General features: G+C 70.1%; 13 protein-coding genes. 4 read left to right on the forward strand and 9 right to left on the reverse strand.

What is annotated here, in order from left to right; all coding sequences use genetic code 11:
* Positions 1-62 precede the first annotated feature (62 nt).
* The 3 genes from M2165_RS13825 to M2165_RS13835 form a co-directional block, all read right to left on the reverse strand.
* Positions 63-1,490: an ATP-binding protein gene (locus M2165_RS13825; RefSeq protein WP_280815183.1), complete on the reverse strand. Its 1,428-nt coding sequence runs from the start codon at positions 1,488-1,490 to the stop codon at positions 63-65.
* Complete coding sequence (gene miaB / locus M2165_RS13830; protein ID WP_280815184.1) at positions 1,490-2,863, reverse strand: tRNA (N6-isopentenyl adenosine(37)-C2)-methylthiotransferase MiaB; 1,374 nt, start codon at positions 2,861-2,863, stop codon at positions 1,490-1,492. Before miaB ends, M2165_RS13825 begins: the two co-directional genes overlap by 1 nt.
* A gap of 91 nt (positions 2,864-2,954) precedes the next feature.
* On the reverse strand, positions 2,955-3,305 hold the full coding sequence (locus M2165_RS13835) for a hypothetical protein (RefSeq protein WP_280815185.1): 351 nt from the start codon (positions 3,303-3,305) through the stop codon (positions 2,955-2,957).
* Positions 3,306-3,579: 274 nt separating this feature from the next.
* On the opposite strand from M2165_RS13835, the gene M2165_RS13840 reads away from it, so the two are divergent.
* Both M2165_RS13840 and M2165_RS13845 read left to right on the forward strand, forming a co-directional pair.
* Entirely contained in the window at positions 3,580-4,791 is a 1,212-nt protein-coding gene (locus M2165_RS13840) for an efflux RND transporter periplasmic adaptor subunit (protein WP_280815186.1), read from the forward strand.
* Positions 4,788-7,940, forward strand: coding sequence for an efflux RND transporter permease subunit (locus M2165_RS13845; RefSeq protein WP_280815187.1), 3,153 nt, complete (start codon positions 4,788-4,790; stop codon positions 7,938-7,940). The genes M2165_RS13840 and M2165_RS13845 overlap by 4 nt, the downstream gene beginning before the upstream one ends.
* A gap of 138 nt (positions 7,941-8,078) precedes the next feature.
* Here the strand turns inward: M2165_RS13845 and M2165_RS13850 are convergent, their stop codons facing one another.
* From M2165_RS13850 to M2165_RS13865, 4 genes are all read right to left on the reverse strand, one after another.
* Positions 8,079-8,720 carry a histidine phosphatase family protein gene (locus tag M2165_RS13850; RefSeq protein WP_280815188.1) on the reverse strand — a complete coding sequence of 214 codons (642 nt, stop codon included), beginning with the start codon at positions 8,718-8,720 and terminating at the stop codon, positions 8,079-8,081.
* 25 nt (positions 8,721-8,745) lie between these two features.
* A complete protein-coding gene (locus M2165_RS13855) occupies positions 8,746-9,390 on the reverse strand; it encodes a DUF4136 domain-containing protein (RefSeq protein WP_280815189.1) in 645 nt (214 codons plus the stop codon).
* Between the two features lie 49 nt (positions 9,391-9,439).
* Entirely contained in the window at positions 9,440-10,363 is a 924-nt protein-coding gene (gene ttcA / locus M2165_RS13860; protein WP_280815190.1) for a tRNA 2-thiocytidine(32) synthetase TtcA, read from the reverse strand.
* Between the two features lie 77 nt (positions 10,364-10,440).
* A complete protein-coding gene (locus M2165_RS13865) occupies positions 10,441-11,394 on the reverse strand; it encodes a LysR family transcriptional regulator (protein WP_280815191.1) in 954 nt (317 codons plus the stop codon).
* Between the two features lie 99 nt (positions 11,395-11,493).
* Here M2165_RS13865 and M2165_RS13870 point away from each other — a divergent pair, with 99 nt between their 5' ends.
* Positions 11,494-12,720, forward strand: coding sequence for an MFS transporter (locus M2165_RS13870; protein ID WP_280815192.1), 1,227 nt, complete (start codon positions 11,494-11,496; stop codon positions 12,718-12,720).
* Positions 12,721-12,738: 18 nt separating this feature from the next.
* Here the strand turns inward: M2165_RS13870 and M2165_RS13875 are convergent, their stop codons facing one another.
* Together M2165_RS13875 and M2165_RS13880 are read right to left on the reverse strand one after the other, a co-directional pair.
* Positions 12,739-13,134, reverse strand: a complete 396-nt coding sequence (locus tag M2165_RS13875; protein WP_280815193.1) for a dihydroneopterin aldolase — start codon at positions 13,132-13,134, stop codon at positions 12,739-12,741.
* A gap of 8 nt (positions 13,135-13,142) precedes the next feature.
* Positions 13,143-13,919, reverse strand: coding sequence for an SDR family oxidoreductase (locus M2165_RS13880; RefSeq protein ID WP_280815194.1), 777 nt, complete (start codon positions 13,917-13,919; stop codon positions 13,143-13,145).
* A gap of 40 nt (positions 13,920-13,959) precedes the next feature.
* Here M2165_RS13880 and M2165_RS13885 point away from each other — a divergent pair, with 40 nt between their 5' ends.
* The gene (locus M2165_RS13885; RefSeq protein ID WP_280815195.1) at positions 13,960-15,078 is read left to right on the forward strand and encodes an SAM-dependent methyltransferase; all 1,119 of its coding nucleotides are present in this window, start codon (positions 13,960-13,962) and stop codon (positions 15,076-15,078) included.
* Positions 15,079-15,123: the final 45 nt, after the last annotated feature.

The following is a 15,123-nucleotide window of genomic DNA, read 5'->3' on the forward strand; positions in this document are numbered from 1 at the left end:
ACGGAAAAAGGACAAAAGAGGCGGTGTTTCTGGATGATGCCGAGGGCTCGACGGGAGAGGGCTCAGGCCGTGCGCGGCAATTCGATGCGAAAGCGCGCGCCGGGCCCGTCCGGCTGCAGGGCGATGCGTCCCCCATGGGCCGCAATGTACTCCTGCACGATGGAAAGACCGATGCCCGTGCCCTTGACGGCATGCTCGGGCTGGCGCTCGCCCCGGTAGAAGGGCTCGAAAATGCGGTCGCGGTCGCCTTCGGCAATACCCGGACCGGCGTCGTTGACATCGATGTACGCGGCCGACGGCGTGCCCGAGACCGCGATCGTGATCGTGCCGCCGCGCGCCGAATACCGGATCGCGTTCGACAGCAGGTTGGCGATGGCCGTGCCGAGCTTCGTGCGGTCGACGGTGAGCGCGATCGGTTCGCCCTCGGCCTGGACGCGCAGCCCGTGGGCCTGCCACTGCAGGCGCTGGGCCTCGATCTGCTCCTCGATCAGCGGCAGCAGCTCGGTGCGCTCGCGGCGCAGCTCGCGTGCCTCGAAGGCGGCCGCGTTGAAGCGCAGCAGCGCCTCGATCTGCCCCTGCAGCGCCACGGTGTTCTGGTTCAGGATCTGCGCCACCTCGAGCTGCGCGGGATTCAGCGGACCGGTCACGCCGTCCTCCAGCAGCGACACGCCCTCGCGCAGCGCGGCCAGGGGCGTCTTGAGCTCGTGCGACACGTGGCGCAGGAAGCGCGCCTTGTCGGCATCGAGCTCGGTCAGCCGCAGCCGCAGCCATTCGAGCTGCTGCGACAGGCGCCGCACGTCGGCCGGGCCGCGGATGTCGATCGGCTCGTCGAGCCGGTTCTGGCCCAGGCCGACGATCGCATGCTCGAGCCGCTTGAAGGGCCGCGCCAGCCAGATCCCGAAGGCCAGCGCCAGCGACACCGCGAGCACGCTGGCCGCCACCACCTCGCGCATCAGCCGGCGGCGCGCATTCTCGATGCGCTTGGCGAGCGCGTCGTTCTGCAGCTCGATCAGGAACTGGGCCTGCTGCGCGAGGTTGGTGTTGAGCGAGTCGAGTTCGCGGAACTGCATCGCCATGCTGCTCTCGCGCGCGAGCGCGCTGTCGGCGCTGCCGCTCATCAGGCCCTCGATCACGCCGAGCTGCGCGCGCCACATCTCGATGCCCGCGGGCGCGAGGCCGTTGCGCTCCATGCGTTCGAGCACCTGGTTCGCCTCGCGCGCGGCGTCGTCGAAGCGGCGCCTGAGCACCGCGTCGTTGAGCACCAGCGACTGGCGTCCGGCGCGCTCCATCGCGGCGCTGCGCTCGGCCAGCGACTGGGCCGCGCCCGACAGCCGCAGCGCGCGCGCGGCCGCGTCGCGGCTCTGCGTCATGAGCGCGTCGTACTGGAACACCGAGCGCAGCGCCACGCCCACCAGCAGCGCGGTGATGAGCAAGAACGCGAACAGCAGGAGCTGCTGGAACGAGCCCCGATTCGACGGCCGCTTCGCCATCAGGCGGCCACCGCGCTGGGCGCGGCGGAGTCCGGCGCGGCCGACGATTCGCGCGTCGGCACCTCGCCGCGCAACGTGTAGGCCAGCGAGCGCGTGATGTGCAGGTCGACCATCCGGCCGACCAGCCGGGCATCGCCCTCGAAATTGACCACGCGGTTGCAGGCGGTGCGGCCCATGAGCTCGTTCGCGTTCTTGCGCGACGCACCCTCGACCAGCACGCGCTGGGTGCTGCCGACCAGCGCGTCGCCGAAGCGGCGCACGTTGGCGTCGATCGCCTTCTGCAGCGTCTGCAGCCGCGCGAGCTTGACCTCGTGCGGCGTGTCGTCGTGCAGCGCGGCCGCGGGCGTGCCGGGGCGCGGGCTGAAGATGAAGCTGAAGCTGTTGTCGAACGCGCAGTCCTCGATGAGCTTCATCATCTTCTGGAAGTCGTCCTCGGTCTCGCCCGGGAAGCCGACGATGAAGTCGCTGCTGAGCGCCAGTTCCGGACGGATCGCGCGCAGCTTGCGCACCGTGCTCTTGTATTCCATGGCGGTGTAGCCGCGCTTCATCGCCATCAGGATGCGGTCGCTGCCGTGCTGCACCGGCAGGTGCAGGTGGCTCACGAGCTGCGGCACCTTCGCGTAGGCCTCGATCAGCCGCGGCGTGAACTCGTTCGGATGGCTGGTGGTGTAGCGGATGCGCTCGATGCCGGGGATCTCTGCGACGTACTCGATCAGCAGCGCGAAGTCGGCGATCTCGGCCGTGTCGCCCATGCGGCCGCGGTAGGCGTTCACGTTCTGGCCCAGCAGCGTGACCTCGCGCACGCCCTGGTCCGCGAGGCCGGCGATCTCGACCAGCACGTCGTCGAGCGGCCGGTTCACTTCCTCGCCGCGGGTGTAGGGCACCACGCAGTAGCTGCAGTACTTGGAGCAGCCCTCCATGATCGAGACGAAGGCCGTCACGCCTTCGACGCGGGCGGGTGGCAGGTGGTCGAACTTCTCGATCTCGGGAAAGCGGATGTCCACCTGCGGCCGGTCCTGGCGCTCGCGCTCGGCGAGCATCTCGGGCAGGCGGTGCAGCGTCTGCGGGCCGAACACCACGTCGACGTAGGGCGCGCGCGCGATGATCGCCTCGCCCTCCTGGCTCGCGACGCAGCCGCCGACGCCGATCTTCACGCCGCGCGCCTTCAGGTGCTTCACGCGGCCGAGGTCGGAGAACACCTTCTCCTGGGCCTTCTCGCGCACCGAGCAGGTGTTGAACAGGATCAGGTCGGCTTCGTCGACGTTTTGCGTGGGTTCGTAGCCCTCGGCGGCGTTTAGCACGTCGGCCATCTTGTCCGAGTCGTACTCGTTCATCTGGCAGCCGAAGGTTTTGATAAAGACTTTCTTGCTCATGGAACTCTCCTGGCCTTCGGTGGGGCGAAGGCGGGTGCGGCCCGGCGGCGCGGGCGGCGGCGGCGCAGCGGGCGGGCGCCCACTGGCACTCTTATTGCGTGTTGAGGGTGTCGTTCGAGGTGAACGGCCAGATGTTCAGGAACGGCTTGTCGAGCGACTCGCGCCGGGCGACGGCTTCTTCCGGCGTGAGGATCCAGACCTCGCGCAGCATGCCGGCGGCATCGCGCGTGTAGTTGACGAGGTACTTCTGCCCGGTGATCGCGCCGGCCATGACCAGCATGTTCTGCGCGCTGCGGATGCGGGCGCCGGGCGCGAGGCGGTCGGGCTTGCCGTCGAGTTCCACGTCGACGCCGTCGACGACCATGAACTTGCCGCGCAGCGTGCCGATGGGGAAGGTCCGGCCGCCGACCAGCGACTCGTTCTGCGTCTGGGGCCGGGGCACCTCGGACTGGGCGGCGGCAACGGCCGGCAGGAGGCTCGCTGCCAGCGTGCAGGCTGCTATGAAAGTGAGAGCGTTCGTGGGTTGTTTCTTGCAGCGGTTCATGGGTTATATCCAGAGGCTGTGGACGAGGGATTCTACCGACGAGGGGGCTGGCGGCTTGTTAAGGCGTAGGGGGTATTGCATGTCATCTTTACTTTTCTTTACGGCACTCGTGGACACTGCGGGGCGGCCACTGCTCCAATAGCCGCTGTCAGCCCAAAGTGCTCAAACCCCCATGAAGAAAAAACTCGTTCTCGCCCTCGCCGGTGTGCTGATCGTCGCTGTCGCGGGATGGTGGTGGAGCGGGTCGGGCGACCGTGCCGCATCGCAGGCCGCCAAGGCCCCGGCCGCGGGCCGCGCACCGGCCGACGGCGCCCCGGCGGCGCTCGTGACGCTGGCCACCGCCGAGCGGCAGGACGTGCCGGTCACGGTGCAGGTCAACGGCAGCGTGGTCTCGCTCAACAGCGTGGACCTGCGCCCGCAGGTGACGAACACGGTGAAGGCGGTGCACGTGAAGGAAGGCCAGTTCGTCAAGGCGGGCCAGTTGCTCTTCACGCTCGACGACCGCGCCGACCAGGCCAACCTCGCGCGCGCCAGCGCGCAGCAGAAGCGCGACGAGGCCACGATGGCCGACCTCGAGCGCCAGTACAAGCGCAGCCAGGAACTGGTGGCGCAGAACTTCATCTCCAAGAGCGCGATGGACGCCACGCTCTCGCAGCTCGAGGCGCAGCGCGCCGCGGTGGCGGCCGATCGCGCCGCGGTGCAGTCGGCCCAGGTGGCGCTGGGCTATGCCACGCTGCGCGCGCCGATCGCGGGCCGCATCGGCGCCGTCAACATCTACCCGGGCACGCTGGTGCAGCCCACGCTTTCGCTGGTGACGATCACGCAGCTCGACCCGATCGCCGTGAGCTTCCCGGTGCCCGAATCGAACCTGCAGGACCTGCTGGCCGCCGCGCGCGGCGGTGCGCGCATCGAGGCGCTGGTGCCCGGCCGCAAGGAGCCGCTCACGGGGGTGCTGAACTTCGTCGACAACACCGTCGATCCGCAGATCGGCACGGTGCGCGCCAAGGCGGTGTTCGCCAATGCCGACCAGGCGCTGTGGCCGGGCCAGTTCGTCGCCACGCGCGTCACGGTGCGCACGCTCGCCGGCGTCACCGTGGTGCCGGCGGCCGCGCTCATGATGCTGCCCGAGGGCGCGACACTCTACGTGGTCGACCAGGCCGGCACCGCCACGCGGCGCAAGGTGCAGGTGCTGCACACCTTCGGCACCAAGGTGGCGGTGAGCGGCCTCGAGGCCGGCGAGCGCGTGGTCATCGAAGGCAGCCAGAACGTGCGACCCGGCGGCAAGGTGCGCGTCGACGCCAAGGCCGCGCCGCCCGGCACCACCGGCGTGACGCCCGGCAGCGCCGCCTCCTCGGACACCCCGGCCCCGCGGGAACGCGCATGAACATCTCGGAGCTCTGCATCCGTCGTCCCGCGATGACGGTGCTGCTGTCGGCCGCGGTGGTGGTGGCCGGCATCTTCGCCTACTTCAGCATTCCCGTCGCCGCGCTGCCGAGCTACAACACGCCGGTCATCAACGTGAACGCGCAATTGCCCGGCGCGAGTCCCGACACCATGGCCTCGTCGGTGGCGCTGCCGCTCGAGAAGCAGTTCTCCACCATCCCGGGCCTGCAGACGATCAGTTCGGTCAACACACAGGGCGTGAGCTCGATCACGCTGGAGTTCGTCAGCAGCCGCAACATCGACGATGCGGCGGTCGACGTGCAGGCCGCGCTCTTGCGCGCGCAGCGCCAGCTGCCGCAGGAGCTCACGCAGCTGCCCTCGTACCGCAAGGTCAACCCGGCCGATGCGCCGGTGCTGTTCATCGCGCTGATCTCGCCGTCGATGAACCCGTCGGAACTCAACGACTACGCCGAGAACCTGATCTCGCCCACGCTCTCGACCATCGACGGCGTGGCGCAGGTGGCGGTGTACGGGCGCAAGGCCTTCGCGGTGCGCATCAAGGCCAACGCCGACCTGCTCAACGCGCGCAACATCACGCTCGACGAACTCGCGCGCGCGGTGAACTCGGCCAACGCCAACACGCCCGTCGGCGTGCTCGACGGCCCGCGCCAGACGCTCACCATCCAGGCCAACCGCCAGCTCACCAAGGCCGAGGACTTCGCCAAGCTGATCGTCGGCCAGCGCAACGGCGCGCCGGTGCGGCTCGACGAGGTGGCGACCATCGAGAACAGCTTCGAATCGGTCAAGACCGCGAGCAGCTTCAACGGCCAGAGCTCGATCACGCTGGCGGTGCAGCGCCAGCCCGACGCCAACACCGTGCAGGTCGTGGATGCGGTGCGCGCGCTGATCCCGCGCTTCAAGGCCGAGCTGCCGCAGTCGGTCGAGATCCACATGGTGAACGACCGCTCGGTCTCGATCCGCGAGGCGGTGCACGACGTGCAGCTCACGCTGCTGGGCACCATCGCGCTCGTGGTGCTGGTGATCTTCCTGTTCCTGCACCGGCTGGTCGCCACGCTGATCCCGGCCGCCACCATCCCGATCTCGCTGATCGGCGCGGTGGCGCTGCTCTATGCCTTCGGCTACAGCCTCGACAACGTCTCGCTGCTCGGCATCACGCTGGCCGTGGGGCTGGTGGTGGACGACGCGATCGTGGTGCTCGAGAACATCATGCGCTACGTCGAGAAGGGCATGGAGCCGATGGCCGCGGCGCTGCGCGGCGCGCGCGAGGTGGGCTTCACCATCGTCTCGATCTCGATCTCGCTGGTGGCGGTGTTCATCCCGATCTTCTTCATGCCGGGCGTGATCGGCCTGCTGTTCCACGAGTTCGCGGTGGTGGTGGCGCTGGCGGTGCTGGTGTCGGCGGTGGTCTCGCTCACGCTGGTGCCGATGCTCGCGAGCCGCCTGCTCAAGCAGGTGCCGCGCAAGGAAGGCGCGCTCGACCACGAGGAGGAGCATCCCGAGCCCGGCACCGCGATCGGCCGCGCCTTCGAGCGCGGCTACCGCTGGGTGCACGGCAGCTACATGCGCACCCTCGACTGGACGCTGGCCCACCGCACGCTGATGCTGCTGATGGCGGGCGCCACCTTCGTCGTCACGGCCTGGCTGTTCGTGTCGATCCCCAAGGGCTTCTTCCCCGAGGAGGACATCGGCCAGATCCAGATCACCACCGAGGCCGCCGAGGACATCTCCTTCACCGCGATGAAGGCGCTGCAGGACCGCGTGGCCGAATCGCTCAAGGCCGACCCGAGCGTGGACTACGTGAGCTCCTTCGTCGGCGTCGGCGGCCCCACGGCCACGCAGAACGCCGGCCGGCTGTTCGCGGTGCTCAAGCCGCGCAGCGAACGGCCCGCGATGTCGAAGGTGCTCGAGTCGCTGCGCCAGCGCTTCCGCGAGATTCCGGGCATCGCGGTCTACATGCAGCCGGTGCAGAACCTGCGCCTGGGCGGGCGCCAGAGCAAGGCGCGCTTCCAGTACACGCTGCAGAGCGTGAACGCGGGCGAGATGCTGCCCTGGGCCACGCGGCTGATGGAGCGCATGCGCGCCGATCCGATCTTCCGCGACGTGACCAGCGATTCGCAGAGCCGCGGCCTGCAGGCCACGCTCGAGATCGACCGCGACAAGGCGGGCGTGCTCGGCGTGGCGGTGGGCGACCTGCGCACCGCGCTCTACAACGCCTACGGCGACCGCCAGATCGGCAGCATCTACGGCAGCAGCAACACCTACCAGGTGATCCTGTCGGCGGCCGACAACGACCGCCAGTTCGAGGACGACGTGTCGCGCCTCTCGGTGCGCAGCACCAGCGGGCGGCTGGTGCCGCTGTCGGCCTTCTCGACCGTGAAGCGCACCGTGGGGCCGACCTCGGTCAACCACCAGGGGCAGCTGCAGGCGGTGACGGTGTCGTTCAACCTCGCGCCCGACGTGCCGCTCGGCAACGCGACCGCGAAGATCGACCAGTTTAAGAAGGAACTGAGCATGCCGCCGTCGATCATCACCACCTACGGCGGCGATGCGGCGGTGTTCCAGAGCTCGCAGTCGAGCCAGGCGGTGCTGCTGGTGCTCGCGGTGCTCGTGATCTACGTGCTGCTGGGCGTGCTCTACGAGAGCTACATCCATCCGATCACCATCCTCGCGGGCCTGCCCTCGGCGGCCGTGGGCGCGCTGGTGTCGCTCAAGATCTTCGGCTTCGACCTGACGCTGATCGCGACCATCGGCATCCTGCTGCTGATCGGCATCGTGAAGAAGAACGCGATCATGATGATCGACTTCGCGCTCGACGCGCAGCGCACCGAGGGCATGAAGCCGGTCGACGCGATCCGCGAAGCCTGCCGGCTGCGCTTCCGCCCGATCCTCATGACCACCCTGGCCGCGCTGATGGGCGCGCTGCCGCTCGCGCTGGGCCTCGGCGCCGGCGCCGAACTGCGCCAGCCGCTCGGCGTGGCGGTGGTCGGCGGCCTGATCTTCTCGCAGGTGATCACGCTCTACATCACGCCCGCGATCTACCTCGCGCTCGACCGCTACAGCGGCACGGGGCCGATGGTCGATCTGCCGAAGGAGGCGCAGGCGGAGGTGGCGTCGCACTCGCACGCCTGAATGCGGGAGCGGGCAGCCGAACGCAGAAGAAATACAAAAGTCGCGCAGAAGTCGCAGAAGAATCCAATCAATTTTTTGGTTTTTCCTTCTGCGACTTCTGCGAAACCTTCGCGACTTCTGCGTTCTGAACCCGCTCCCTCAGCTCGTCGTTTCGTCCAGCGCGTCGCCCACCAGGTGCGCCGTGTCGCTCCAGCCCACGAGGCTGAAGCCCTCGGGCGTCCAGAGCATGCGGTTGATGGCCGCGTTGCCGAGCTGCCAGGTGCGCGGCGCCTGCAGTTCCTGGCGCGTGGCGGCGCGGTAGAGCACGTCCATCACGCCGCCGTGCGCCACCAGCGCCACGAGCTGTCCCGGGTGGCGCGCCGCTAGTGCCGATGCCACGCGCGTCACGCGCTCGCGGAACACCAGCAGGCTCTCGCCGCCCTCGGGTTCGAATTCGGGATCGCGCTCGCGCCAGCGCCGCGCCTCTTCGGGCAGCGTGGCCTCGATCTCGGCGAAGCTCATGCCCTCGAAGCGGCCGAAGGCGCGCTCGCGCAGGCCGGGCTCGGGCTGCACCACCAGGCCGTGCGGCTTCGCGATCTCGAGCGCGGTCTGCCAGGCGCGCGACAGGTCGCTCGCGTAGATCGCGCCGATGTCCTCGTCGGCGAGCGCCTGGCCCACGCGCCGGGCCTGCCACAGGCCCGTGGCGTTGAGGCCGATGTCGAGCTGCCCCTGGATGCGCGTGTCGACGTTCCAGGCGGTCTCGCCATGGCGCACGGCGATCAGGCGGGTCATGTCTTCCATCGGGCGGATTGTAGGAGGCGGTCGATCAGTTCTTCTTCGCCGGCGCGAGCTCGATGTTCACGCGGCGCTCGCCCTGCGGCGGGTTCGGAAAGCCCTGCAGCGCGGCATCGAACATCACGGGCAGGACCGCCGCGCTGTTGCTGTACGGCCCGTCGTTGCGGGCGCGCGTTTCGTACACCACGCGGTTCGAGCCGGTCTCGCGCAGCACGATGCCGACCTCGCGCTCGTACCAGGGATTGGCGGGCGGCGCGAAGACCGGGCCACTCCACCAGCCGCCGCCGTAGCCGTAGGGGCTGTGGAGGCGGCGCGCGTAGCCGGGATAGCCGTAGCCGTAGCCGCCCCAGGGCCCGTCGAAATACCACGGGTCGGCCCAGGGCGAGAGGCCCAGGGTGACGCGGGCCGAGATCTGGGCGCTGTAGGCGGGGCGCGCCTCGTCGCGGCGCAGCCCCACCTTCTCGAGCGCCGCGGCCGCCATGGCTTCGAGCGAGGCCTGCCGCTCGGCATCGGCCTGCTGCGAAGGCAGGCGCTCGAAGCGGTAGGTGGCCCCCGCCGGCACGGCGCCGAGCGAGGAGAAGCTCTTCACGTCGCTGTCGACCACCCAGCGGGTGGCGCAGCCGCTCAGGGCCGTGGTCAGGACGAGAACGGAAGCAAGGAATGCAGCTTTCTTCATGAAAGGGTCTCCGGGCCTGCCGGCCCCAAATTCCCCTGGGTTGCCCGGTTCAGCCCTGTGCGATGCGCAGGGCAGCAGGTGCCTGGGAGAGCAAGTCGAACGCGGGCGGGTCGAAGGCCTTGTCGCCGTCTTCGTCGGCCACGCCCGTCGCCTTCAGACCCTTGAAGTCGTGCAGCGTTCCGTCGAGCAGGTGCGAAGGCACCACGTTCTGCATGGCGTTGAACATGTTCTCGAGCCGGCCCGGGAACTTCCGGTCCCATTCGCGCAGCATCTCGCCGACCTGCTTGCGCTGCAGGTTCTCCTGGCTGCCGCAGAGCGTGCACGGGATGATCGGGAACTCGCGGTGCTGCGCCCAGCGCACCAGGTCCTTCTCGGCCACGTAGGCGAGCGGGCGGATCACGATGTGCCGGCCGTCGTCGCTCACGAGCTTGGGCGGCATGCTCTTGAGCTTGCCCGCGAAGAACATGTTGAGGAAGAAGGTCTGCAGCATGTCGTCGCGGTGGTGGCCGAGCGCGACCTTGGTGGCGCCGAGCTCGTCGGCCACGCGGTAGAGGATGCCGCGGCGCAGCCGGCTGCACAGGCCGCAGGTGGTCTTGCCCTCGGGGATCACGCGCTTGACGATGCTGTAGGTGTCCTGGTTCTCGATGTGGAAGGCCACGCCGAGCTCGCTCAGGTACTTGGGCAGCACTTCCTCGGGGAAGCCGGGCTGCTTCTGGTCGAGGTTGACCGCGACGATGTCGAAGTGGATCGGCGCGCGCGCCTTGAGCTTGAGCAGGATGTCGAGCAGGCCGTAGCTGTCCTTGCCGCCCGAGACGCAGACCATGACCTTGTCGCCTTCCTCGATCATGTTGTAGTCGACGATGGCGCGGCCCACCTCGCGGCACAGGCGCTTCTCGAGCTTGTGCGTCTCGCGCTCGATCTTCAGGGAATTGGCGACGGCGGCGGGCGCATCGTCGATCCAGACGGCGTTCATGGGCTGGCTGATTTCGGGAGTCGGGGGAAGGCCCCGATTGTCCCCGATCCCCGTTGCACCCGCCATCCGGGTGCCTTTCAGTCGGACGGGAAGGCGCTGCGCATCGCCTCGACGAAGAGCCGCAGCTTGGCCGGATAGAAGCGCGCATAGGGGTAGGCCAGGTAGACCGGCGCGGACATCGCGCGCCACTGCGGCACCAGGTGCAGCAGCCGGCCGGCGGCGATCTCCTCGGTCGCCATCCAGGCCGAGACCACGCCCGCGCCCACGCCGAGCACGGCGGCGCTGCGCAGCGCGTAGAGGCTGTCGGTCAGGAGGCGCGGGCGGATCGGCACCCGCACCACCTCGCCGGTGCGTTCATGGGTCATGGCCACCTCGGTGCGGTAGAAGTTGCGCGCCGCGAGCCAGGGCAGCGCCTCGAGTTCGCGCGGGTGGGCGGGCACGGCCGGCGCCGATGCGCCCTCGAACAGCGCGGGCGCCGCGATCGCGATGCGCGGCACCTGCGACAGCTTGATCGCCACCAGCGCGGGGTCGGTCACCTCGCCGACGCGGATCGCGCAGTCCACGCCCTCGGCAATGAAATCGGGCGTGCTGTCCTGCGGCGCATCGTGCATCAGCCATTCGACCGTGACCTGCGGATGCCGGTGCAGGTAGGCCGCGAGCGGGCCCACCAGCAATTGCTGGCCGAAGGCATGCGGCGCCACCACGCGCAGCCGGCCCTCGGGCTGGTCGCCGGCGCCGCGCAGCTCGGCCTCGAAGGCGCTCCACCCGAGGATCAGGTCCTTGGCGCGCTCGAAGCAGCGCTCGCCGTCCTCGGTGAGCTTCATCGCATGGGTGGAGCGCTGCAGCAGCCGCACGCCGAGCGAGCGTTCGAGCGCCTGCAGCCGCCGGCTCACGGTGGGCTGGGTGGTGCCCATCTGGGCGGCCGCGGCCGAGAGGCTGCCGGCCTCGACGATGCGCACGAAGGTCTGCATCAGTTCAATCCGGTCGGCCGGGGCGGGCGTGGCACGTGGTGGCGGTGCGGGCTTGCTCATGCGCGGAGCGTATATCAGTTCTTCATGCCGCGGGGCTACCTGTCGAGCCCTTCCGCCTGCACACTCCGGCCATCCGTTTCGAATCTAAGGGTTTCTACCATGTCATCCATTCAGTCCACGCATGATCGGTTGCCCGGCACGCTGATCCTGCTGCTCGCCGCCAGCGCAGGCTTCGCGGTGGCGGCGCTCTACTACAGCCAGCCGATGCTCGGCGTGCTCGGGCCCGACATCGGCGCCTCGGCGCGCAGCGTGGGCTTCGTGCCGACGCTGACGCAGCTCGGCTATGCGCTCGGCATCCTGCTGCTCGCGCCGCTCGGCGACCGCTACGACCGCCGCCGCATCATCCTCGCCAAGGCGACGGTGCTGGTGCTCGCGCTGCTCGGCGCCGCCTTCTCGCCCTCGGTCGGCCCGCTGCTGGCCGCCAGCCTGGTCATCGGCCTGGCCGCGACGATGGCGCAGGACGTGGTGCCGGCCGCCGCCACCCTGGCGCCCGAGGCGCACCGCGGCCGCATCGTCGGCACGGTGATGACGGGGCTGCTGCTCGGCATCCTGCTGTCGCGCGTGCTCAGCGGCTTCGTGGCCGAGCACTTCGGCTGGCGCACGATGTTCGTGGTGGCCGCCGCCAGCATCGCGCTGATCGGCGCCGCCGCGGCGCGCGGCCTGCCGCATCTGCGTCCGACCACGCAGCTGGGCTACGGCGCGCTGCTCGGCTCCCTCGCGAGGCTCTGGCAGCGCCACGGCGCGCTGCGCCGCGCGACCTTCGCGCAGGCCTCGCTCTCGGTGGGCTTCAGCGCCTTCTGGTCGACGCTGGCGGTGATGCTGCATGGCGCGCCCTTCCACCTGGGCAGTGCGGCGGCCGGCGCCTTCGGCCTGGCCGGTGCCGCCGGCGCGCTGGCCGCGCCGCTGGCCGGCCGCCTGGCCGACCGCCGCGGCCCGGAGCTGGTGATCCGGCTCGGTGCCGCGCTCGCGGCGCTGTCGTTCGCGGCCATGCTGTTCGCGCCGCTGATGGCGCCGGGCGCACGCCTCGGGCTGATCGTTGCCAGCGCCGTCGGCTTCGACTTCGGCCTGCAGGCGGCGCTGATCGCGCACCAGACCGTGGTCTACGGCATCGACCCGGCGGCGCGCGGCCGGCTCAATGCGGTGTTCTTCACGGGGGTGTTCATCGGCATGGCCACCGGATCGGCGCTCGGCGCGCTGGTGCTCGCGCAGTGGGGCTGGTCGGGCGTGGCGCTGCTGGGCGTGCTGTCGGGGCTCGGTGCGCTCGCGGTGCGCCTGTGGCCCGTGGCCGCGCGGCCGGCCGGGGCCTGCGGCTCGGCGGCCTGCTGAGGACTCAGGCGGCGGGGTTCACCACTCGCCGGCTTCCATGCGGATCGCCACTTCGCAGTCGTCGAAGATCTCGAGCTTGGCGATCTTCACGCGCACCCCGTGCACGCCGGGCAGCTGCAGCAGGCGCTGCACCAGCTTGCCGATCAGGCTCTCGAGCAGGTTCACATGCTCGGCGGTGCACTCGTCGATGATGATCCGGCGCACCTTGCGGTAGTCGAGCACGTGGAAGATGTCGTCGTCCTGCGGCAGCAGCGGCTGGGCGCCGAGGTTGAGCTCGGCGTCGACCTGGATCGGCTGCGGCGCGGTCTTCTCCTGGTCGAGGATGCCGAGGTTGGCGTCGAAGCGCAGGCCCTGGAGCGTGAGCGTCTGGCGGCCCTGCTGCGCGGGCGGCGTCGATGGCGAGGGGGTGGACATGGTGGGCCTCACATGAGCGAGAAATCGCGCTCGAATTTCATCAGGTGTTGGCCGCCGTCCACCAGCAGCGTGGTGCCGGTGATCGAGCGGTTCTCGAGCGCGAACTTCACCGCCGCCACCACGTCCTCGGGCGTGGACGAGCGGCCGAGCGGCGAAAGCTTGTGCAGCTGCGCGAACCTGGCGTCGTCGAGCATGTGGCTCGGCAGCGTGAGGCCCGGCGCCACGCCCACCACGCGCACGTGCGGCGCGAGCGCCTGCGCCAGCATCGGCGTGGCGGCTTCGAGCGCGGCCTTCGAGAGCGTGTAGCTGAGGAAGTCGGGGTTCGGGTTCCAGAGCTTCTGGTCGAGCATGTGCACCACCGCGCCCTGCGCGCCGCGCGCCGCCACGTGCGCGCACAGCGCCTGCGCGAGCACGATGGCCGCGCCGGTGTTGCTGCGCGCATGGCGCTCCATCAGCGCATAGCTGAAGCTGGCGGCCTCGTCGTGTTCGAACAGCGCGGCGCTGTGGACCACCGCGTCCACGCCGCGGAAGCGCGCCACCACGCGCGGCAGCAGCGCGCGCGTGGCCTGCTCGTCCTCGAGGTCGGCCGCGAACAGGGCCGAGTCGCCCGCGAGCGCCGCGCAGTCGGCGACCGTGCGCTCGGCCTCCACCTGCGAATGGCGGTAGTGCACCGCCACCTGCCAGCCGCCCGCCGCCAGCGCCAGCGCGATCTCGCGGCCCAGCCGGCGGCCCGCGCCCGTGACGAGGACGGTGCGGCGGTCGGAGGATGGCGGCGAAGGGCGCATGCGGCGGAAGGGAATGTGCGGCTGGGGGGAGAATGGCGCCGTGACGACGAAGACCACGACCCCCGGCAGTTTACCCACCGCACTCGACCACCTGATCGCGCGTTCCGTCGAACGCGCGGGCGGCTGGATCGGCTTCGACCGCTTCATGGCGCTTGCGCTGTACGCGCCCGGCCTGGGCTACTACGCCAACACGCTCGCGAAGTTCGGCCACATGCCGTCCTCGGGCAGCGACTTCGTGACCGCGCCCGAACTGACGCCGATGTTCGGCGCGACCCTGGCCGCGCAGGTGGCCGAGGCGCTCGAGAAGACCGGCACCGACACGGTGTGGGAATTCGGCGCCGGATCGGGTGCGCTGGCGGTGCAGCTGCTGCACGGGCTCGAAGCCGCGGGGCACCGCCACGTGCGCTACCGCATCGTCGATCTCTCCGGCACGCTGCGCGAGCGCCAGCAGCAGGCGCTCGCGGGCCATGCGGGCCAGGTCGAGTGGCTCGGCGAGCTGCCGGAGGCCATGGAGGGCGTGGTGGTCGGCAACGAGGTGCTCGACGCGATGCCGGTGCAGTTGCTCGCGCGCGCGGGCGGCCAGTGGTTCGAGCGCGGCGTGGTCCGCAACGCCGCCGGCGACGGCTGGGCCTGGGCCGACCGCGCGACCGATCTGCGCCCGCCCGTCGAAGTGGATGGTTCGCACGACTACCTCACCGAGATCCATCCGCAGGCCCGGGCCTTCGTCGCCACGCTCGCGGACCGCATGAAGAAGGGGGCCGCGTTCTTCATCGACTACGGCTTCCCCGAAGCCGAGTACTACCACCCGCAGCGCCACATGGGCACGGTGATGTGCCACCGGGCCCACCAGGCCGACGGCGACCCGCTCTCGGACGTGGGCCACAAGGACATCACCGCACACGTCGACTTCACCGGCATCGCGCTCGCCGGCCAGGATGCGGGGCTGTCGGTGCTCGGCTACACGAGCCAGGCGCGCTTCCTGCTGAACTGCGGGCTGCTGGCCCGGATGGAGGCGGGCTCGGTGGCGGAGCGGGCCATGGCCGCGCGGCTCATCCATGAACACGAGATGGGCGAACTGTTCAAGGTGGTCGGCTTCGCCGTGGGCGAGGGCTGGGCGGCGATGGGCTTCCGCGAGGGCGACCGCAGCCATACGCTCTGACTTCGCCGGCGCCGAACCCGGTCATAAGCAAGCAACGAAGAGTTC

This window comes from Variovorax sp. TBS-050B (assembly GCF_029893635.1).
GTDB lineage: Bacteria > Pseudomonadota > Gammaproteobacteria > Burkholderiales > Burkholderiaceae_C > Variovorax.